At 71.1% G+C, this 20,510-nt stretch carries 14 protein-coding genes; 10 read left to right on the forward strand and 4 right to left on the reverse strand.

All coding sequences use genetic code 11. The annotated features are described in order from the left end of the window. The first annotated feature begins 63 nt into the window (after positions 1 to 63). From FNH04_RS11650 to FNH04_RS11660, 3 genes are read left to right on the forward strand one after another with little or no spacing between them, the layout of a single operon-like run. Positions 64 to 1,518, forward strand: coding sequence for an alpha-L-fucosidase (locus tag FNH04_RS11650; RefSeq protein WP_228031294.1), 1,455 nt, complete (start codon positions 64 to 66; stop codon positions 1,516 to 1,518). Continuing rightward, positions 1,515 to 2,765: a peptidylprolyl isomerase gene (locus FNH04_RS11655; protein ID WP_152783148.1), complete on the forward strand. Its 1,251-nt coding sequence runs from the start codon at positions 1,515 to 1,517 to the stop codon at positions 2,763 to 2,765. Before FNH04_RS11650 ends, FNH04_RS11655 begins: the two co-directional genes overlap by 4 nt. Positions 2,766 to 2,776: 11 nt before the next feature. Beyond that, complete coding sequence (locus FNH04_RS11660) at positions 2,777 to 5,107, forward strand: discoidin domain-containing protein (RefSeq protein ID WP_152783150.1); 2,331 nt, start codon at positions 2,777 to 2,779, stop codon at positions 5,105 to 5,107. A 155-nt stretch (positions 5,108 to 5,262) separates the two neighbouring features. Here FNH04_RS11660 and FNH04_RS11665 read toward each other — a convergent pair whose 3' ends face one another. The 3 genes from FNH04_RS11665 to FNH04_RS11675 are packed head-to-tail and all read right to left on the reverse strand — an operon-like array spanning position 5,263 to position 7,671. Then, the gene (locus FNH04_RS11665) at positions 5,263 to 6,504 is read right to left on the reverse strand and encodes a HAMP domain-containing sensor histidine kinase (RefSeq protein ID WP_322722933.1); all 1,242 of its coding nucleotides are present in this window, start codon (positions 6,502 to 6,504) and stop codon (positions 5,263 to 5,265) included. Further along, positions 6,501 to 7,178 carry a two-component system response regulator CseB gene (cseB, locus tag FNH04_RS11670; RefSeq protein ID WP_152783153.1) on the reverse strand — a complete coding sequence of 226 codons (678 nt, stop codon included), beginning with the start codon at positions 7,176 to 7,178 and terminating at the stop codon, positions 6,501 to 6,503. Before cseB ends, FNH04_RS11665 begins: the two co-directional genes overlap by 4 nt. A gap of 37 nt (positions 7,179 to 7,215) precedes the next feature. After that, a complete protein-coding gene (locus tag FNH04_RS11675; RefSeq protein ID WP_152783155.1) occupies positions 7,216 to 7,671 on the reverse strand; it encodes a hypothetical protein in 456 nt (151 codons plus the stop codon). A gap of 376 nt (positions 7,672 to 8,047) precedes the next feature. On the opposite strand from FNH04_RS11675, the gene FNH04_RS11680 reads away from it, so the two are divergent. After that, entirely contained in the window at positions 8,048 to 11,377 is a 3,330-nt protein-coding gene (locus FNH04_RS11680) for a S8 family serine peptidase (RefSeq protein WP_386575299.1), read from the forward strand. A gap of 98 nt (positions 11,378 to 11,475) precedes the next feature. On the opposite strand, the gene FNH04_RS11685 is transcribed toward FNH04_RS11680, so the two are convergent. After that, positions 11,476 to 12,279, reverse strand: coding sequence for an SGNH/GDSL hydrolase family protein (locus FNH04_RS11685; protein ID WP_152783159.1), 804 nt, complete (start codon positions 12,277 to 12,279; stop codon positions 11,476 to 11,478). A 217-nt stretch (positions 12,280 to 12,496) separates the two neighbouring features. On the opposite strand from FNH04_RS11685, the gene FNH04_RS11690 reads away from it, so the two are divergent. From FNH04_RS11690 to FNH04_RS11715, 6 genes are all read left to right on the forward strand, one after another. After that, positions 12,497 to 13,708 carry a sensor histidine kinase gene (locus FNH04_RS11690; RefSeq protein ID WP_152783161.1) on the forward strand — a complete coding sequence of 404 codons (1,212 nt, stop codon included), beginning with the start codon at positions 12,497 to 12,499 and terminating at the stop codon, positions 13,706 to 13,708. Then, a complete protein-coding gene (locus FNH04_RS11695) occupies positions 13,708 to 14,382 on the forward strand; it encodes a response regulator (protein WP_152783163.1) in 675 nt (224 codons plus the stop codon). Before FNH04_RS11690 ends, FNH04_RS11695 begins: the two co-directional genes overlap by 1 nt. A gap of 192 nt (positions 14,383 to 14,574) precedes the next feature. After that, the gene (locus FNH04_RS11700) at positions 14,575 to 14,991 is read left to right on the forward strand and encodes a hypothetical protein (protein ID WP_152783165.1); all 417 of its coding nucleotides are present in this window, start codon (positions 14,575 to 14,577) and stop codon (positions 14,989 to 14,991) included. Positions 14,992 to 15,018: 27 nt separating this feature from the next. Then, positions 15,019 to 15,789 (forward strand): ABC transporter ATP-binding protein, encoded by a 771-nt coding sequence (locus FNH04_RS11705; RefSeq protein ID WP_152783167.1) that lies wholly within the window; start codon positions 15,019 to 15,021, stop codon positions 15,787 to 15,789. Then, on the forward strand, positions 15,786 to 18,386 hold the full coding sequence (locus FNH04_RS11710; RefSeq protein WP_152783169.1) for an ABC transporter permease: 2,601 nt from the start codon (positions 15,786 to 15,788) through the stop codon (positions 18,384 to 18,386). The genes FNH04_RS11705 and FNH04_RS11710 overlap by 4 nt, the downstream gene beginning before the upstream one ends. Positions 18,387 to 18,512: 126 nt before the next feature. Next, complete coding sequence (locus FNH04_RS11715) at positions 18,513 to 20,501, forward strand: BTAD domain-containing putative transcriptional regulator (RefSeq protein ID WP_228031295.1); 1,989 nt, start codon at positions 18,513 to 18,515, stop codon at positions 20,499 to 20,501. Positions 20,502 to 20,510 lie beyond the last annotated feature (9 nt).

The following is a 20,510-nucleotide window of genomic DNA, read 5'->3' on the forward strand; positions in this document are numbered from 1 at the left end:
TCAGCCCTTCACTCCGCCGGATGCCGTGCCCGACGCTCGCGGCATCACTGGAAGGACACCGACTTGAAGGAATCGACGCGTACGGCGCTGCCCGCCATCGCCCGGGTACGGCCGAGTGAACGCCAACTCGCCTGGCAGGCCATGGAGTTCTACGGATTCGTCCACTTCGGGATGAACACCATGACGGACCGCGAGTGGGGCGAGGGACACGACGACCCCGCCGCCTTCGACCCGGCGGGGCTCGACGCCGACCAGTGGGTCGCGGCACTCAAGAGCGCCGGGATGACCGGTGTGATCCTCACCTGCAAGCACCACGACGGGTTCTGTCTGTGGCCGAGCGACGTCACGACGTACTCGGTCGCCTCGTCGCCGTGGCGGGGCGGCCGGGGCGACGTGGTCGCGGAGGTCGCCGACGCGGCCCGGCGGCACGGCCTGCGGTTCGGGGTCTACCTCTCCCCGTGGGACCGCACCGAGGCGTCCTACGGCTCCGGGACCGCGTACAACGACTTCTACGTCGCCCAGCTCACCGAACTCCTCACCCGGTACGGACCGGTGTTCTCGGTCTGGCTGGACGGAGCGAACGGCGAGGGGCCGAACGGCAAGGTCCAGACGTACGACTGGGAGCGGTACTACGCGGTGGTCCGTGCGTTGCAGCCGGACGCGGTCATCAGCGTGTGCGGCCCCGATGTCCGCTGGTGCGGCAACGAGGCCGGGGACACCCGCCCAGACGAGTGGAGCGTGGTGCCGCGCGCCCTGCAGGACGCCGAGCGGACCGCCGACCGCTCGCAGAAGGCGGACGACGCGGGCTTCGCCCGGCTCGTGCGCAGCGACGACCGCGACCTCGGCAGCCGCGCCGCGCTGGCCGGGTACGAGGACGACCTGGTCTGGTATCCGGCCGAGGTCAACACCTCGATCCGCCCCGGCTGGTTCCACCACGCGGCCGAGGACGCCGAAGTCCGCTCCGTGGACGAGCTGTTCACCATCTACCTGCGCGCCGTCGGCGGCAACTCCTGCTTCCTGCTCAACGTCCCGCCGGCCCGGGACGGGCGCCTGCGGGACACCGACGTGGCGGTCCTCGGGCAACTGGGTCGGCGTATCGAGGACTTCCGGGCGCGGCGGATCGAGGCGGCGACCGTGACGGTCTCGTCCGGTAGCCCGGGCGACGTCGCGAGCGCGTGGCCCGGGCCTGCCCCTGGGCGCACGCCGTGGCGGCCGGACGACACGGATCCCCTGCCCGCCGTGACCCTCGCCTTCGCGGCCGGGACCCGCCCGGTCGCCGCGGTCGTCCTGGGCGAGGACATCACGCAGGGGCAGCGCATCGAGCAGGTCGTCGTCCGGGGCCGCCGGGACGGGCGGTGGACGACGCTCGCCGAGGCGAACGCGGTGGGGTACCAGCGCATCCTGACGTTCGCGCCGGTCGAGGCCGACGCCGTGCTGGTCGAGGTGTCCCAGGCGCGGGACACGCCCGTCGTGGCGCGCGTGGCGGCGATCGGGGCGGCGATCGGGGCGGCCTCGTGAAGGGCACCTCGACCGGGCAGGGCACCTCGCGCAAGCCGGGCGGCTCCCGCAAGCCGAGCAGCTCCCGCAGACCGAGCGACTCCCGCAGGCAGGGCGACTCCCACAGGCAGGGCACCTCGCGCAAGCCGGGCAGACCGCGCACGGCGAGCACCCCGCGCGGGCCGGACTCCGCACGTGTGCAGGGCACTTCCCGCAGACCGTCGCGCCGTGCCGTCGCCGTGTTCGCCGGTGTGTGCCTCGTCGTCGCCGCGCTGGTCGTCACCGCGGTGACGACGCTCGGCCACCGCACCACCGAGACCGACGTGGCCTCCGTCGACGGGCACCCCGTGACCCGCGACGAACTGCTCTTCCACATGAGGCGGCTGGCGCCGACCGTGCAGAACGAGCTGCGCAACAAGTACCGCCTGACGGGCACGGTCGACTGGAACGCGAAGGCCGGCGACAGGACCGCGCTCCAGCGGCTGGAGACCCGGGCGCTCGACGAGATCCGGCAGGACAAGACCACACTGATCCTCGCCAAGGAGCAGGGGCTCGTCGACTCGGTGGACCACGCGGACTTCCTCGCCGAGCTGGCTCAGGAGAACGAGTCCCGTGCCAAGGCCGTAGCCGAGGGCCGGACCGTCTACGGCGTGGCGCGGTTCTCCCCCGAGGAGTACTACACACACCGGCTCACCGAGCTCACCACGGGCCTGAGGAAGCGGCTCGCTGCGGGCGCGGACGCGCCGCTCCGGGTCACCGACGCCGAGGTCCGGCGCGCTTTCGAGGCCGACCGGGACGACTGGAGTGCGAGCGCGACCACGTACGAGTACGCGCAGCTCGTCGTGCCGGTGCCCGTCGGCGCCTCCTCGGACCACGCGGCCCGCCTCCAGCGGCGGGTGGCCGCCGCCGGGAGCCTCGCGGACGTCGCCGACCGGGAGCCCGGTGCCAGGCTCACGCACGGTACGTACAAGGGCAGTGGTTCGGGCGGGCTGAACACCCACGACCGGGACCTCATGGCGGTACTCGGCACGCTCGCGCCGGGCCGGATCTCCGCCCCCGTCAAGGGCACCGGCCAGATCACCTACTACGAGCTCGACAGCAGAAGCGTCGACGAGGACAAGGCGTTCGCCGACTACGCCCGGCGGATCCGGCAGTCCCTCGTCGAGGAGAAGTTCGACCAGTACCTCCAGCGCCGGGTCGACAACGGCGATATCGATGTCAACACCTCGGCGGTGGACGCCATCAACGCAGAGGATGTGCAGCAGTGAGACCTGTCCCCATGAGACCCGTCGATACCGGACCACCCTTCCTGCGGAGGCTGTACGCGGGCTTCGTCGCCCTGCTCGCAGCGCTGCTCGTCGGCTCGCTCGTTCCCGCCGCGCACGCCGCCGCGGTCCCGGACGGCGCGCCTGCCTCCCCCGTGGCCGCCAAGGCGTCCTGGCCGGGCAACACACCGAACAGGACCGGCGGCAAGGACTACTTCATCGACGCCACGGGCGGTCGCGACACCGCGTCCGGGACCTCGCCGAACACCGCCTGGCGCACCCTGGCCAAGGCGAATGCCACGACGTTCCGGCCCGGCGACCGCATCCTGCTCAAGGCCGGTGAGCAGTGGCAGGACGAGCAGCTGTGGCCGAAGGGCTCGGGCAGCGCGGGCAGGCCGATCACCATCTCGGCGTACGGCGACCCGAACGCCGGCCGGCCGTACATCGCGACGAACGGCAACGTGCCGAACCCGTTCAACGCGGACGGCACGAAGAACCCGGCCACGGTGGGCCTGACCGGCTCCATCGTGCTGCGCAACCAGCAGTACTGGGACATCAACAACGTCGAGCTGTCCAACGACGACGACTTCGCGACCAACATCACCCAGGGAACGTACGTCCGCGACGGAATCATGGTGTCGATCAACGCCGACCTGCTGAAGAGCGGCGAGGACAGCATCATGGACCACTTCCGCATCTCGGACGTATACGTCCACCACATCGACGGCCCGAGCTACTGGCAGAAGATCCACTACGGCGGCATCGACTTCCAGGTCTTCGGCAACCGCAGCTACAAGGACTACGCCACCGGCGGCTACTACTTCAAGAACGTCCGGATCGAGAACAACACCTTCGAGAACGTCGAACTGCACGCCGTCCAGTTCGCGTTCAACTGGTTCTACGACCGCTCGGCCGACTCCGGCCAGTACGACGAGAACGGCAAGTGGCACGAGGGCTGGGAACAGCTGTGGGTGCGTACCCGCGACCTGTACAGCCGTGACGTCTACATCGGCCACAACTACGCCGAGAACATCGGCCAGGGCGCGATCCAGCTCGCCAACACCAAGAACATGACGGTCGAGTACAACGAGGTGAACGGGTACCTGAAGCGCTACGACGCAGTGTCCTGCGGGCTGTACCTGTGGGCCGGCGCCGACTCGGTCATGCAGTTCAACGAGGTCTACGGCGGCCCGAACAACGAGTACGACGGCACGCCCTGGGACCTCGAGTACACGAACTTCAACGTCACGTACCAGTTCAACTACTCGCACGACAACGCGGCGGGCTGGATGGCCTACATGGGCAACAGCTCGAACTCGGTGGCCCGCTACAACCTGAGCGTCAACGACAACGGCGTACTCGTGAAGAACATGCTGTCGACGAACTACTCGCCGACGTACTTCACGAACAACACCTTCGTCTACGACGGCGCGGACCTCGACTACGTCCACGACGAGACGTTCCTGAGCCGCGTCTACTTCCTCAACAACATCTTCCACAACACCTCGAAGACCACCGAGACGCCCTGGTACCGGCGGACCGGCGCCCTGCGGCAGGCCGTGTTCTCGAACAACGACTACTACGAGGCGAGTGGCACCCACTCCAGCCAGGAACCGGCCGACCCGAAGGGCTCCCGGGCCAACCCGCGGTTCGTCGGTGACCCCGCGGAGTACGTCACCGGGGCGGGTGTGCGGCAGATCCGGAAGGCAGCGGCGCACTTCGCGCTGCGCGAGGACTCGCCCCTCGTCGACGCCGGCCGGTACAACCCGCACCTGGGCACGAAGGACTTCCTGGGCACGCACATCTACTACGGCGACGCACCGGACATCGGCATGGCCGAGACGAAGGTCGGCCCGAAGGTCGGCGACCCGGTCGACGACGATCCCATCGAGGAGGAGGTGGACAACCGGGTCGACCTGGCGCTCGGCAAACCGGTCACCGCGAGCTCGACCCATTCCGGGGCGAACGGGACGCTCACCGCGGACAGGCTGACCGACGGCGACCTCACGACCCGCTGGGCCGCGGCCGACGACGCGGCCTACCCGATCACGCTCGACATCGACTTCGGCGCGGACACCACCTTCGACGAGGTCTATCTGGACGAGTACACCGACTCGGGCACCAACCCACGGGTCCAGTCCTTCGCGCTCCAGCGCTGGGATCCCGGGGCCGGCCAGTGGGTGACCTTCGCGAGCCGCGACACCGGCATCGGGCACGACCTCACCGTGACCGGCTTCGGCAGTGTCACGACCTCCCGGCTCCGGGTGGCGCTCACCGGGCAGATCGCGACGGAGCAGTACACCCCGACGATGACCGAGATCGCGGTCTACCGCAGCGGTGGCTAGGTCTGGGCGGTGACCAGGTCCGACCGCAGTGTGTTACGGCCCTCGGCGGGTGGATGCCACGGCGTCCACCCGCCGAACCGGTCTCCGTACGACGTCCCGGGCATCCCGGTCACCCGCCGGCAGGTCACCCGCCGGCAGGTCACTCCGCCGGCAGGTCACCCCGTCGGCAGCCGCAGCTCCGCCTCCGCGCCCCCGTCCGGATGGTTGCGGAAGGTCAGGCGGGCGCCGAGCAGGCGGGCCTGGCCGGTCGCGATGGTCAGGCCCAGTCCGGTGCCGCCGGTCCGGGATCCCGTGCGGAACCGCTGGGGGCCGGAGGTGTGCAGCACGGCGAGCAGATCGGGCGGGAACCCGGGGCCGTGGTCGCGAACCCGGACGACCGGACCGTCGGCCGCCACCTCCACGGGCGGGGCACCGTGCCGCAGGGCGTTGGCGGCCAGGTTGGCCAGGATGCGTTCGACGCGGCGCGGATCGGTCGCCACGACCGCGTCCGCCATGACCCGCACCTGCACCCGTGCGTCATCGAGTCCGGCCACCGCACGCCGGGTCATCGCGCTCACCTCGCGCTGCTCGGTGTCCACGGCCGCCACCTGGGAGTCGAGGCGGGCCACCTCCAGCACGTCCTCGACCAGCCCGCGCAGCTTGCGCACGCTTCCCGCCACCAGCTCCGACGCCCGGCCGGGCGGCAGCAGGCCGACCGCCGTCGACATGCCCGCGACCGGCGTACGCAGCTCGTGCGCGATATCGGCGGTCACCCGCCGCTCGGCCTCCAGACGGGCACCGAGCGCGTCCGCCATGGCGTTGACGGAGGCGGCGAGCCGGGCGATCTCGTCCCGGCCGTCAGGGCGGACCCGGGCGTCGAGGTCGCCGTCGGCGATGCGCTCCGCCGTCCGCGCGGCGGCCGTGGCCCGGCGCCCCATCCGCACCCCCAGCAGCAGGCCCGCCAGGGACACCAGCACCGTGGCGACCACGCCCGTGACGAGCAGCGTCCGGTCGAGCGAGGCCAGGGCCTGTTCCTCGGGGGTGTACGGGCGGGAGACGGCCAGCACCCTCCGGTCCGAGACCCGGGACGCCGCCCACAGCACCGCGTGCTCACCGCCGTCCTGCAGGTAGGTCACGCGGACGTCGTCGCGTACGGCCCGGGCCACCGGGCCGGGCAGATCGGCAGGGTCGATCCTGGCGCGCGACTCGCGTCCGTCAGTGAGGTCGGCGGCGGCGCTCCGCAGCTCCTGGTCCAGGTCGGAGCGGGCGGTGGCCAACTGGTCGGCGGCGGTGATCCGGTGCACCAGCACTCCGGTCGAACCCGCCACGCACAGGGCGGCGGCGACGGCCAGGGCGACCTTCGCTCCCACGTTCAGGGCGGGCCGGCGCGACCACCGGCGCGGTACGGGCGATCTCACGGGCGCAGCTTGTAGCCGAAGCCGCGCACCGTCTCGATCCGCTCCCGGCCGATCTTGGTCCGCAGTCGCTGTACATGGACGTCCACCACCCGGGTGTCACCGGACCAGGCGTAGTCCCAGACCCGCTCCAGGAGCAGGTCCCGGGAGAGCACGGTCCCCGGCGCGGCGGCGAACTCGCTCAGCAGTTTCAGCTCGGTGGTGGTCAGCGCGAGCGGCTTTCCGTCCCGGTGCGCGGTCAGGGACACCGGGCAGAAGACCAGGTCCCCGAAGCGCAGACCCGGCTCCCCGGCCGGCTGCTCGGCGGCTGCGGCGCGGCGCAGCAGGGAGCGGATCCGGGCCACGAGGACGGGGCCGTCGAAGGGCTTGGTGACGTAGTCGTCGGCGCCCGCCTCCAGGCCCATCACCACGTCCACCGGGTCGTTGCGGGCCGAGATCAGCAGCACCGGCACTCCCGACTCCTCGCGGATGCGGCCGGCCAGGCTCACCCCGTTGAGGCCGGGCAGCATGATGTCGAGGACGGCCACGTCCGGGTGGCGTTCCCGGAACAGCGCGAGCCCGGTCACCCCGTCGGCCGCGGTCCGCACCCGGTAGCCGCGCTCCTCCAGGGTGAGCCGCGTGGCCTCCCGGATCAACTCGTCGTCCTCGACCAGCAGGACATCCAGAGCAGCGTGCATCGCGTTCCCTCTCCGACGGTCCTCTCCCGTGCCGTTCTCAGGCATCCGGTACGTCCAGTTCCGTACTCTCGTAGCCGGTCATCCAGAACGGTGCGGGGGGACGTACGGGCGTGATGGCCACATTGCTGTAGTACGACACGTCCCCGCGCCTGACCAGACCGCTCAGGACGACCTCGACCCGCAGGCTCGGAGGGTCGTCGACACCGTCGGGGCAGCCGGACAGACAGGTCAGGTCCGTCGCCTCGCCGGTGGCCCGCGCCCGGGACTTGCCCCAGTCCCGCCACGTCAGCTTGTCCAGGGAGATGCGCCCGGTCGGGGAGACCTCCTTCGGACGCCGCCAGGACCGGCCGTAGAAGTCCGTCATGTACACCGGCCCCGTCCAGGGGACCTCCGTCACCGCCTTGCCCTCCACCTGGACGCCGGTGTCCACCCCGCCGCACCCGGTCAGGCAGACGGCGAGCGCGGCGAGCGGCGCTAGGCGACGAAGCCGCATTCCCTGCTCCTTCCGCCGGCCCGGGAACACACGGACGGACATGGTACGTGCGGTCGATCCCGGTCGGTCAGGGCCGTCGGCGGCGTCGGGACCCTCCTGACCCGGTATGTCCCGTCACCGTGCTGACCTGGGACGCCGCAGGGCCGGCCGTGCGGCACACCGGTCGCCGTGCGGGCGGCCGCCAAGGCCCTTTCCGCCGCCGTTACCCGGGACCCACTGCCTGACCTGCGCATGTAACAGCCGCCCGTCGAAGTGTCATCGACATCGATACGCCGTTGCCGCACAGCTGACGAACAGCTGTGCGGCCGTGTCCCTACCGTCACTCGCGTCAACTGCCACCCGGCACTCCAGCACTGGGGGAACTTTGCGCAGAAGAGTGAAAGCGACATGCGCGGCCACGGCCGCGGCGACGGTGGCGGCGGTCCTCGCCACGGGACTGACCGGCTCGGCACAGGCGACACCCGTGCCGACCCCGGTACAGGCCGCCAAGGTCATGGAAACCGTCGGCAAGCACCGCATCACCCTCGTCACCGGTGACCGTGTCATCGTCGACGCCAAGGGCCGGGTCACCGGCATGGATCGGGCCAAGGGCCGCGAGCGGGTCCCCGTGCAGATACGGGAGGTCGACGGCCACACCCTCGTCATACCGGTGGACGCGGCCGGGATGATCGCGAGCGGCAGGCTCGACCAGCGGCTCTTCGACGTCACCGAGCTCAGCAAGGCGGCCAACCGCAGGAACCAGCGCGACGGTGTGAAGGTCATCGTCGGCTACAAGGGCACGGCACGCACCGCGAAGGCGGACGTCCGGGACTCGGGCACCCTCAGCCGTACCTTCAAGACCCTGAACCTGGACGCCGTCCAGGCGCCCGCCAAGGACACGCCCGAGTTGTGGGACGCCCTCACCGACGACGGGACCGTCGCCTCGGGTGTCTCCCGCATCTGGCTCGACGGCGTCCGCAAGGCCGCCCTCGACAAGTCCGTGCCGCAGATCGGCGCGCCCAAGCTCTGGGCGAAGGGCTACGACGGCAAGGGCGTCAAGGTCGCCGTCCTGGACACGGGCATCGACACCGCCCACGCGGACCTCAAGGACCAGGTGATCGCCTCCAAGAACTTCACCAACGCCCGCACGACCGGCGACCGCGTCGGCCACGGCACGCACGTCGCGTCCACCATCGCCGGCACCGGCGCCAAGTCGGGCGGCAAGTACAAGGGCGTCGCGCCCGGCGCGAAGATCCTCAACGGCAAGGTCCTCAACGACGAGGGCGAGGGCAGCGACTCCGAGATCATCGCGGGCATGGAGTGGGCCGCCGCGCAGAACGCCGACATCGTGAACCTGAGCCTGGGCGGCGGTGACAGCGAGGAAGTCGACCCGATGGAGGCGCTGGTCAACAAGCTGTCCGAGGAGAAGGGCATCCTCTTCGCGATCGCCGCGGGCAACGAGGGCAAGAAAGGCGTCATGACCGTCGGCTCCCCGGGCAGCGCGGCCAACGCGCTCACCGTCGGCGCCGTGGACGGCGACGACAAGCTCGCGGAGTTCTCCAGCCGCGGCCCGACCGTGGACGGCCGGATGAAGCCGGACGTGAGCGCGCCGGGTGTGCAGATCACCGCGGCCTCGGCCAAGGGCAACGACATCGCCAAGGAGGTCGGTGAGAACCCGGCCGGGTACATGTCGATCTCGGGCACCTCGATGGCGACCCCGCATGTCGCGGGCGCCGCGGCCCTGCTGAAGCAGGCCCACCCGGACTGGAAGTACAGCCAGTTGAAGTCCGTGCTCATGGGCTCGGCCAAGGCCGGCACGTACGCGCCCCTCCAGGGCGGCACGGGCCGTATCCAGGTCGACAAGGCGCTCGACCAGACCGTGGTCGCCGAGCCGACCTCGCTGGGCTTCCCCGTCCAGCTGTATCCGCACACCGATGACACCCCGGTCAGCAAGAAGCTGACGTACCGCAACTCCGGTACGAAGGACGTCACGCTGTCCCTGTCGGTCGAGGGCTTCGACCCCACGGGCAAGGCGGCCCCGGAGGGCTTCTTCACCCTCGGCGCGAAGACGGTCACCGTCCCGGCCGGCGGCACGGCGTCGGTCGACGTCACCGTGAACACGAAGCTGGGCGGCACGCTCAACGGCGGCTACTCGGCGGCCGTGACCGCCACGGGCGACGGCCAGTCCGTGCGCAGCGCGGTGGGCGTCGAGCGGGAGCGCGAGGCGTACGACGTCACCATCAAGCACATCGAGCGCCCCGGCCAGTCCCTGAAGCACCTCGTCAGGCTCTGGTCGACCGAGTGGGACGCCGAGAACTTCATGAACCTGGAGCCCACCACCGACGACAGCGTCACCCTCCGCGCCACCAAGGGCGAGTACGTCCTGAACTCGCTCAGCGCGAAGGACTTCGACTCGACCCCGGGCGGCGTCGACTGGATGGTGCAGCCCGTGCTGAAGGTCGACAAGAACATGACGGTCACCCTCGACCTGAACAAGACCAAGCCGATCGACATCACCGTGCCCGACGCCGAGGCCAAGCCGCTGACCGCCTTGGTGGCGTACCGGTACATGCCGCTGCGGAACAGCCTCGCCGACATGGTGATGATGCCCTCCTTCTCCGACATCCGCGTGGCGCACGTCGGGGCGGCGCTGCCCGACGCCTGGCTGTCCCAGACCTGGTCCGGGCAGTGGAGCAAGGGCACCGGCGCCGAGTACGACATCGCCGGCAACAAGCAGGTGTCGAAGGTCTTCGCGCCCGTCCACCACTACAAGGCGAGCGAGTTCGCCACCATGAAGGCGAGTCTGGGCGCCTCGACTCCCGGCAAGACCGGCGCGCTCGACATGACCGTCACCGCGGGCAACAGCATCGACTACGGCCTGCACACCCCGATCGAGCAGAAGCTGCCCGCCACCCGCACGCTGCACCTGTCGACCGGGAACGGAGCCGGCTACGCCTTCAGCTTCGAACAGTATTCGGGGAAGCTGGACGAGGAAGGACACCCGATCGCTGACGCGTTCACCGAGACCGGCGGCTACCAGGAGCTCACCGCGGGCAAGACCTACCGCACAACGTTCAACACGGGCGTGTTCGCACCGCGGGTGGCCCCCCACCAGAGCGGCATCTTCCGCGAGGCCAACAAGATCTACGGCAGGCTCCCGATCTTCGCCGACGGCTCGGGTCGCGAGCTCTTCTCGGACCTCACCTCGGTGAAGACGACGCTGTACCGGAACGGGCAGAAGGTCGGCTCGAACACCGACCCGCTCACCAGCAAGGCGCCGTTCAAGGTCCCGGCCGGCGAAGCCGAGTACAGGCTCACCGCCACGGCCGGGCGGAGCGCCACGATCCACGCCGCTTCCTCGCGGATCGACATGAGCTGGACGTTCCGCTCCAAGAAGCCGTCCGGCTCCGGTCTGCCGACCGAACTGCCGGTCTCCACGGTCCGCTTCAAGGCACCCGTCGACCTGAGCACCCGGGTCAAGGCCGGGCAGACGGTCACCTACCCGGTCACCGTCGAGGGCGCGGCCAGGGGTCGCAACCTCAAGTCGCTGACGGTGTACGTGTCGTACGACGACGGCCGGACCTGGAAGAAGACCGAGGTCAGGAACGGAAAGATCACCGTCAAGAACCCGGCGAAGGGAAAGGGTGTCTCCCTCCGCGCCAAGATCATCGACAAGAAGGGCAACAAGTCGACGATCTCGGTCCACAACGCGTACTACGGCAAGTGAGGCCGTGATCCGCTGACGTGGAGCGCTGAGCGGGCCGGTCTGCCGGAAGCGCGGACTCCGGCAGACCGGCCCGTTCCTCAAGGGCTGCACCGCGCAGCTCAGCCCCAGGTGGCCTTGAGCTTCGCGGCGTAGCCCTTCGTGTGTCCCGCCAGGTTGGGGTGGAAGATCGCGGTCGGGTTGGCCAGATCGACCCCGTTGATCCACGGGTCGGAGCCGCAGGCCTCGTGGCCGGTGAACTGCTGGCGCATGTCCAGGAAGTAGACGGGCTCCTTGACCGACGCGGCCCTGGTGCCTTCGGCCAGGGCGTCGGCCAGTCCGTTCATGGCGGTGCGCTTGGCGGGGCTGAGGTCGATCGCGCCGCAGGAGCCGGTCGAGGCGAGCGTCCTCGGATAGCCGAGGACGAGGATCAGGGCCTTGGGCGCACGGGCCTTGATGTCCTTGTAGAGCGCGGCGAGCTCCGTCACCAGCTGGTTCCTGGCGTAGGACGACATCCACCCCGTGGCGAACGAGCAGGTGGCTTCGTCCTTGGTGAGGCACGCCTCCACCACTGTCGCGAACTGGGCGTCGTTGCCGCCCACCGTGAGGGTGACGAAGTTGGTCGTCGAACTCAGGGCGGACAGCTGATCGTTGCGTACGTCCGCGATGGTCGCACCGCTGCAGGTGACGTCCTTGAGCCTGTACTCGGGGTTCGCGGCCGCCCACTGGTGCGGGTAGTTGTCCGGGCTCCGCCTGCACTCGCCGCTGGAGGCGTCGTACGTACCCGCGCCGACTCCGGACGCGTACGAATCTCCCAGAGCCACGTACTCCGCTTCTGTCGCGGCCTGGGCGGAGGTGCTGGCCGTCGCCGCGATACCGGCGAACGCCAGCACCGTGCTGACGACGACCGACGTCAATTTACGCATGAGTTCCTTCTGGGTCCCGGAGCCGGAATCGCTGACCGGCGATCGGTGATGGCCGGCCGGTCAGAGCTGACCGGTGATCAGTGGCCGATGTGAGGAACGAGGATCGTACAGCGGTCGACTCGTCGGCCAACTCCCGTTTGTTGCACAGGAATTGTCGGGTCGTTGTCGGGAATTGGCTTTCCCACGAGGGACGGAGCGGTGTCGTACCCTGTTCGGCATGTTGCGGCGCATACAGGCATGGCCGTGGATTCACACGGCGTACGACATTGCGCTCGCGGCGCTGGTGGTCGGCGCGACCTCGCGCTACGGGGAGGAGTACGACCAGCTCATCGGCTGGGGGATGGCCCTGGCGCTGCTCTTCCGTCGGCGCCGGCCGCTCACGGTGATGGGCGTGGTCTCGGGGCTCGCGCTGGTCCAGTACGTGCTGGCGGAGTACCCGGACCCGATGCTGGCGACCGCCCCGGCCGCGTACGACGCGGCGCTGCTCATCGCGATGGTCTCGGTGGTCACCCACTCCCGGGCGATGTGGCACACCTACGCGGCGGGTGCGGTCGTCCTGCTGGGCGTGACGGTGGAGTCCGGGGTCGGCCTTCCCGGCGCGCGGAATGCGGAGGGGGACGCTGCCGACCTGGTCGCCTACGCCGGTCTCTGCGCTGCCCTGTGGCTCACCGCCATGGTGCTGCGGACCCGCCGGCTGTACGCGGCCGGCCTGGAAGAGCGGGCCGCCACCGCCGAACGGGAGCGCGAGCACCTGGTGCGGCTCGCCGCCGCCGAGGAGCGCGCCGAGATCGCCAGGGAACTGCACGATGTGGTGGCCCACAGCCTGGCGGTGATGATCCTGCAGGCCGACGGGGCCGGCTACGTCCTCAGGTCGGACCCCGACAGGGCGGGTACGGCGCTGAAGGCGATCGGCGACACGGGGCGTGACGCGCTGGCGGACATGCACCGGATCGTGCGGGTCCTGCGGGGCGGCCGGGCCTCCGGCCAGGGCGAGGAGCCGGACACGGGAGCCGGGCGCGTCCGGGTCTCGCTGGACGACCTGGAGACCGTGGCCGAGCGTGCCCGCGCCGCGGGGCTGAAGGTGGCCCTGGAGGTCGAGGGTGAACGAGGCGGGCTGTCGACAGCGGACGAACTGACCGTGTTGCGGGTCGTCCAGGAGAGCCTGACCAACGTGCTGCGGCACGCCGGTCCCGGCGCGGAGGTCACGATCACCCTGCGGTTCGACGAGGACCTGGTGCTGATCGGTGTAGTCGATGACGGGGCCGGCAAGCTGGCCGGCTCCGGGTCCGCGGCAGACAGGGCCGGCGGAGGAAACGGTCTCATAGGCATGCGCGAGCGCTTGGAGGTGTCCGGTGGCAGTTTCACCGCCGGACCGCGCCTGGGCACAGGATGGCAGGTCGCTGCGGAGCTGCCGGTGAGGACGACGTGATGAGCCGGACGAGCGGGCCGATCCGTGTGGTCGTGGTGGACGACCAGCCGCTGATCCGCGCGGGATTCGCGATGGTGCTGGCCGCGCAGAGCGACATCGACGTCGTGGGCGAGGCGGAGAACGGCGCGGACGCCCTGACATTGCTGGCAGGTACCGAGGCCGATGTCGTCATCATGGACATCCGTATGCCCGTCATGGACGGGGTGGAGGCGACGCGGCGGCTGGGCCGACTCCCCGAAGCGCCACGGGTGCTGGTGCTCACCACCTTCGACACCGATGAGGACGCCTTCGCCGCGCTGCAGGCCGGAGCGAGCGGCTTCCTGCTGAAGAACACCCCGCCCGAGGAAGTCGTGACGGCGATCCGTGTCGTGGCGGGCGGCGAATCCGTCGTGGCCCCGCGCATCACCCGCCAACTGCTGGACCGGTTCGCGGGCAAGCTGGATCCTTCGCCGCGCCACGACGAGCGCCTGGACATGCTGACCGCGCGCGAACGAGAAGTGCTCGAACTGGTCGCCGAGGGCCTGTCCAACACCGAGATCGCCTCCCGTCTGTTCATCGCGGAGGCAACCGTGAAGACCCACTTCGGGAAGATCCTGACGAAGCTGGACCTGCGCGACCGCGTGCAGGCCGTCATCTTCGCCTACGACTCGGGCCTCGTCAGCCCGTCCGGCTGATCGTCGGCCGGCCCGTGCCGCAACGGGTCTACGACTGTGGTCGTAGACCCGTCCTCTGACTCCGGTCGCAGTTGTGCGGCGCGGAGATCAGGTTCTGAACCGATGTGCCGAGCGGCCCGGTCTTCGAGAATCAACCGTGTTGATCGACGAACGGTCGACAAACAACTCGGAATGAATTTCTCGGAGGTCGTCATGACTGCTGTCACCCGCCCGCGCAGGACCAAGACACTTGTTTTCGGCGCTGCCGCACTGGTCCTTTCCGCGGTGATCGCGGCCGGGGCCGGATTCTGGTGGAACAAGCACAACGAGCCCAGCCAGGCGTCCAGGGCCGACTGCGCCCTTGCCCAGCAACTCGTCGACTCCGCCAAGGAAATCCCCAGCGACCGGGCTGGTATCGAGAAGTGGGAGAAGACTGCGCAGCAGGGCAGGGCGCAGCTCAAGGACGGATACCTCGCCGCCGGAATCTCGAATTACCACGGGCTGGCGGCCATGAAGGCGAAGGGCGGGGAAACCCCGGCCGGCAAGAAGGTGCTGCAGCTGTCGGACCAGGCCAACGAGCACTGCGCGGACGCCCTGGTCACGCTCACATTCCCTCCCCTTTCCTCCTGACACGCCGTAAGCAGAGGAATTCATCTCATGGCTACGGCTCAAGGAACGAAACTGCTCGCGGCCGGCGTCGAGTGCATTGCCGCAGCCGTGGAACTCGTCAAGACCTACCAGCAGGGCGAGACACGGATCAGGGCCCTGGACGGAGTGACCGTCGGATTCGCCCGCGCGCGTTTCACGGCGATCGCGGGCCCGTCGGGCTCGGGCAAGTCGACGCTGATGCACTGCCTGGCCGGTCTCGACGCGGCCACCTCGGGCCAGGTGATCCTGGACGACAGGGAACTGACCGGTCTGTCCGACCGGGAGCTGACCCGCGTACGGCGGGACAAGGTCGGCTTCGTCTTCCAGTCGTTCAACCTGCTGCCCCAGCTGACAGCCCTGGAGAACATCGTGCTGCCCGTCACCATGACCGGCCGGCACCTGGACCAGGATCTGCTCGACCATCTCGTCGGCGTACTCGGCATCGGCGACCGACTGTCCCACCGGCCCGCCGAACTCTCCGGCGGCCAGCAGCAGCGCGTGGCGCTGGCCCGGGCCCTGCTGGCCCGGCCCGTCGTGCTCTTCGCCGACGAGCCCACCGGCAACCTGGACTCTCGGTCGGGCACGGAGGTGCTGGACTTCCTGCGCCGCTCCGTGCGCGACCTCGGCCAGACCGTGGTCATGGTGACGCACGACCCACGTGCCGCCGCCTGTGCCGACCGCGTGCTCGTCCTCGCCGACGGACGCGTCGTCGACGACGTCGACACGGCGTCCGGCGCCGATGTCACCCGTGCGCTGCAGGTCGTGGGGAGGGCCGGATGATCCCCTCCTGGCGCGCGAGCGTCCTGGGATCGCAGCTGGCCGAACTGCTCAGGCGGCCCGGCCGGCTGCTGACGACCGGGATGTCGGTCCTGGTGGCCGCCTTCGTGGTCTTCGCCACGGTGATGGCCCAGCAGATCACCACGAACACCATCCTCGACCGCTTCCGGGGCACACCCGAAGCCGTGAGCCTGGTCGCGGCCCCCGGCGGGGAGTCGTACGCCATCAGCGGTACCACGCTGAAGCGGATCCGCGCGTTGCCCGGTGTGGCCGAGGCCGTCGGCCGCGTGGAAGCCGGCGCACCGATCGCCGGTCCCTCCGAGCGCTGGCTGAAGCTCCAAGCCGACCCCGGCACCGGACCGCTGTCCCAGGTCCGGCTCCTCGAGGGAAGCTATCCCGACCGCGCCGGCGAGATCGCCGTCAACCGCCGGGCCGCCGAGGAACTGGAGCTCCGCCCCGGCACCCGCACGACCCTGCTCCTCCCCGACCGCGCGGACGCGGAGAAGAAAGTCAAGGTCACCGTCACCGTCACCGGTGTGGTGAAGAGCACCGCGACCGCCGAGCAGCAGGCCGGCGGTTACACCACCGACGCGCTGGTCGCGCCCCTCGCGGATCAGCCGGGCTTCCAGCGCGTGGACATCCGCGCCGAGGACGGCGTCCCGGCGAGCGAACTGTCCCACCAGGTGCGCGGCGTACTCGACAAGGCGTCCTCCGCCGCGTCGCTCAGGTCCGGCAGCACGGTGCGGGCCCAGGAAGCACGCGAGGCCCTGAGCGGAGACGTCCAGGAGCTCTTCCGGCTCATCGCCGTGTTCCTGGCCGTGGCCGTGGTGGCCGCGGCCCTGGTCGCGACCTCGGCCTTCCGGATCGTCTTCGCCCAGCGGCTACGGCAGTTGGCGCTCCTGCGCGCCATCGGCGCCCCGCAGGGCCGGCTGGTGACGGCACTCGCCGTCGAGGGTTCCCTGGTGGGTCTGGTCGCGGGCTCGCTCGGGGTGCTGTCGGCGCTGGGCGCCGGGCACCTCGCCCCGCGGGCCGCCCGCCTCCTCACGGGACAGGAACTGTCCGCACCGGGCTACCCCCTGTCGTACGCCGCCCTGGTGGTCGCGGGAACCGTGCTGGTGACCGTCGGCGCGGTCCTCGCCCCCGCCCTGTCGGCAGCCGGCGTGTCACCGCTGCACGCTCTGCGCGACGCGAGCACCGTCACCGCCCGGCACCGCCTCCACCCCGCCCGGCTCACCACCGGAGTCCTCCTCGCCGCCGCGGCAGCCGGACTCGCCACGCTCCCCGGAGAGGGCGGCGGCGACCGCGACCTGGCCATGATGGTCGTCGTCGCGTCCGCTGGCTTCGCCTTCCTGGCGCTCATCACCCTGGGCCCGCTCCTGGTCCGTCCCGTGCTGGCGGTCGCCGGATGGCCGCTGCGCCGGCTGGGCACCACCGGCAGACTGGCCGTCAGCGGCGTCGGAGGCACACCGCGCCGTGCCGCCGCCGTCTCCGTCGTCGTGGCCCTCGGCGTCGCCCTGGTCTCCGGAGCCCTCGTCGCCGTCGCCTGCCTCACCGGCCACACGGCACGCGCCAACGCCGTCGAAGCCCCCGCCGACTTCCGGGTCGCGGCCGGTGACAAGGGCCTGGACCCCACCGTCGTACGGCAGTTCGCCGCGTCACCGCGGCTCACCCATGTCACCGGCTACCGGACCGTCCAGGTCGAAGCCGGCCCCGAGGAGTCGCGCACGGAGTTCGAGGTGTCGGACCTGGATCCGGACGCCCTGCCCACGGGCAGGTACATCGACACCGTCACCGGCTCCCTGGAGGACCTTGCCCCGGGCAGCGCGGTCGTCGCGGCCGACGTGGCCGACCTCCTGGGTGTGCGGGCGGGCGACAGCCTCACCCTCACGCCCCCACCCTCGGCCTCGCCCGAGCGGGGGGACCCCCGTCGCCGCGGCGACATCCGGCTGACCGTCGCCGCCACGCTGCCCGGCGAGGGCCCGGGCCAGGCGAACATCCTCGTCGTACCCGCCGATCTCGACCGGATGGGCGCTTCCGGGAACGCGAGCGGCATCTTCGCCGACGCCGCCGCGGAAGGGCTCGCCGCCCGCGGCGCGGCACAGCGGGCGCTGGAGGACACGGTCCGTGAACACGTCCCGGACCCCGACGACGTCGGCATCAGCGTCCTGGCGGAAGCCCGGGACAGCAACCAGGACACGCTCGGGCTGATGGGCACCACCGCGCTCGGGCTCGTCGCCCTGACCGTCCTCATCGCCGTCGTCGGCGTCACCGCCACCACCAGCCTGACCGCGATCGAACGCACCCGTGAGTTCGGGCTGCTGCGCGCCCTGGGCCTGGACCGGGGCGCACTGCGCCGGACCATCACCCTGGAGGCCGGCCTGTACGGGGTCCTCGGCGGCGTCCTCGGCCTGGCCCTCGGCGTCCCCTACGCCTGGCTCCTCGTCCGCGCCGCCGTCACCGGCGCGCCGCTGCGCCTGCCGGGCGCCCAACTCCTGCTGGTCTTCACCGCACTGGCCGCCCTCACCGCGCTCGCCGGGCTGCTGCCCTCCCGCCGCGCCACGCGCGTCACGCCGATGACCGCGCTGGGTGACACCGAGTGAACGGGGGGTCACCGCGAACCACACGCGGACACCGGCAGGGAAAACCGGATGGCTGAAAACGAACCGACTCCTCGAAATCACGCTCTACTTCATCGCCTACCCCGCACGCCCCAGGAGGCCCGCCCGTTGAACTCATGTCCCGCACACGCGATGCGGTTCGGTGTGCTGGGCCCCGTCGAGGTGCTGCGTGGCAACGTTCCCCTCGATCCGGGACCACGGCAGCGCCGGCTGCTGCTCGTCCGCCTGCTCGTCGAGGACGGCCGCCCCGTCTCCCTGGACACCCTCTGCCGCGACCTGTGGCCGACGCTCCGGCCGACGGGTGCCGCCTCCTCCGTGCGCGCCCACGTCAGCCGGCTGCGCGCGGTCCTCGACCCGGTACGGCAGGGCCGTTCCACCCTGCTGGTCAGCGACCCGTCCGGCTACGCCCTGAAGGTGCCCCGCACGGCACGGGACACGGCACTCTTCGAGAGCTCCGTGGGCAGGGCCCGCGAAGCCCTGAGGAACCGTCGGCTCCCCGTCGCCCGGCAGGAGATCGACACGGCGCTCGGCCTGTGGCGCGGCGAGGCCCTGGCGGAGGCCACCGAGCACGCCTTCGCGCTGCGCGAGCGCGCCCGGCTCGACGGCGCCCTCCAGGACGCCAGGGAACTGCGGGCCGCGATCCTCGTCCAGCAGGGCGAGACGGAACCGGCGATCGACGCCGCCGAGGACCTCGTACTCGAGGCACCGCTCCGTGAGACGTCCTGGGCGCTGCTGATGCGCGCGCTGTACGCGGCCGGGCGGCCCGTCGAGGCGCTCCGGCGGTACGAGCGGTTCCGCGGCATGCTGGCCACGGAGCTCGGCCTGGACCCCAGCCCCCGGCTGAGGGACCTGCACACCGCGATCCTGCGGCACGACGCCGCCGTTCTCGGCACCGCCGCGCCCCCGTCCGGCACGTCGCTCTCCCCGGGTCCCGGCCTCACCGCCGCGTGTGTGCACCCGGCCCCCGGCCCGGCCACCGCCCCCTTCGTGGGCCGGCGCGAGGAGACCGCACAGCTGACCGCCCTGCTGTCGGCCGCGACCGCGGGCCGCCCCCGGTGGGCCGTGGTGGGCGGGGAGCAGGGGTCCGGCAAGACCCGGCTGGTGGAGGAGCTGTCCGCCCGGGCCACGGCGGCCGGGTTCACCGTCGCCCGTACCCGGGCCGGTCAGGCGCTCAGCGGGAACCGCGGGATCTCCCCGACGTGCCCCACCGTCCAGCTCCTGGACGCGCTGCGGCAGGACGGCAAGGACTCCGCCGAGGACGAGATGGCGCGCGAGGACCCGCTCGGCACGGTCGTCCATGAGCTCACACAGGCACCCACGCTGTGTGTCGTCGACGACCTCGACCAGGCACCGCAGGGTTTCCACCGCCTGCTGAGGCGGCTCGCCAGGGTGCTGCGGGAGGCCCCCGTCGTCTTCGTGTGCACCCTGCGGAACGGCGACAGCCCCGCGTCCACCCTGCTGCTCGCGGAGCTGGCCCAGCTCGGCGCGACGTGGCTGACCCTGGAGCCGCTGACCGCCGGCGACGTGGCCGAACTGCTCGCGGCGCACGGCGAGGACATGTCGCCCGAGGAGGCGGCGGCGCTGCACCGGCGTGCTGAGGGCCACCCGTTCACCCTGACCGAACTGCTCGGACTCCCACCCGGCCGGCGCACCGGGCCGCAGGCACAGGTACCGGCCGCGGTACGCGGCGTCCTCCACGCGAGGCTGGTCGAGCTGCCCGATCAGGCCCGGACCCTGCTCACCTACGCCGCCGCCGACGGCGAGTGGCTGGACGTCGGTCTGCTCGCCGACGTCCAGGGCATGGCACCGGACCAGCTGCTGCCGCTGATCGACGCCGCCGTCACCGCCCGGATCCTGGTCTGGGACGCGGACCCCGGCGCGGGCGGCACGGGCCGCTACCGGTTGCCCGAGCTGCCCCGCGACGTGGTACTGAGCACCCAGACCCCGTCCTCCCGGCAGCTCCGGCACGCCGCGCTCGCCCGCGAGCTGGCGAACCGTGACGACACCGACCCGGCGCGCCTGGCCCGGCACCTGCGCGCGGCGGGCCCCCTGGCCCCCACCCGGATCCGGGGTTCCGCCCTGGAACAGGGGCACTGATCCTCATCC

The sequence above is a fragment of the Streptomyces phyllanthi genome (genome assembly GCF_009377205.1).
GTDB classification, from domain to species: Bacteria; Actinomycetota; Actinomycetes; order Streptomycetales; family Streptomycetaceae; genus Streptomyces; species Streptomyces phyllanthi.

Coding starts and splice junctions, on each gene's coding strand:
- FNH04_RS11705 (WP_152783167.1), top strand. CDS start 15,019: ATGGCTACGGCTCAAGGAACGAAACTGCTCGCGGCCGGCGTCGAGTGC.
- cseB (WP_152783153.1), bottom strand. CDS start 7,178: ATGCACGCTGCTCTGGATGTCCTGCTGGTCGAGGACGACGAGTTGATC.
- FNH04_RS11660 (WP_152783150.1), top strand. CDS start 2,777: ATGAGACCCGTCGATACCGGACCACCCTTCCTGCGGAGGCTGTACGCG.
- FNH04_RS11690 (WP_152783161.1), top strand. CDS start 12,497: ATGTTGCGGCGCATACAGGCATGGCCGTGGATTCACACGGCGTACGAC.
- FNH04_RS11700 (WP_152783165.1), top strand. CDS start 14,575: ATGACTGCTGTCACCCGCCCGCGCAGGACCAAGACACTTGTTTTCGGC.
- FNH04_RS11710 (WP_152783169.1), top strand. CDS start 15,786: ATGATCCCCTCCTGGCGCGCGAGCGTCCTGGGATCGCAGCTGGCCGAA.
- FNH04_RS11695 (WP_152783163.1), top strand. CDS start 13,708: ATGAGCCGGACGAGCGGGCCGATCCGTGTGGTCGTGGTGGACGACCAG.
- FNH04_RS11675 (WP_152783155.1), bottom strand. CDS start 7,671: ATGCGGCTTCGTCGCCTAGCGCCGCTCGCCGCGCTCGCCGTCTGCCTG.
- FNH04_RS11685 (WP_152783159.1), bottom strand. CDS start 12,279: ATGCGTAAATTGACGTCGGTCGTCGTCAGCACGGTGCTGGCGTTCGCC.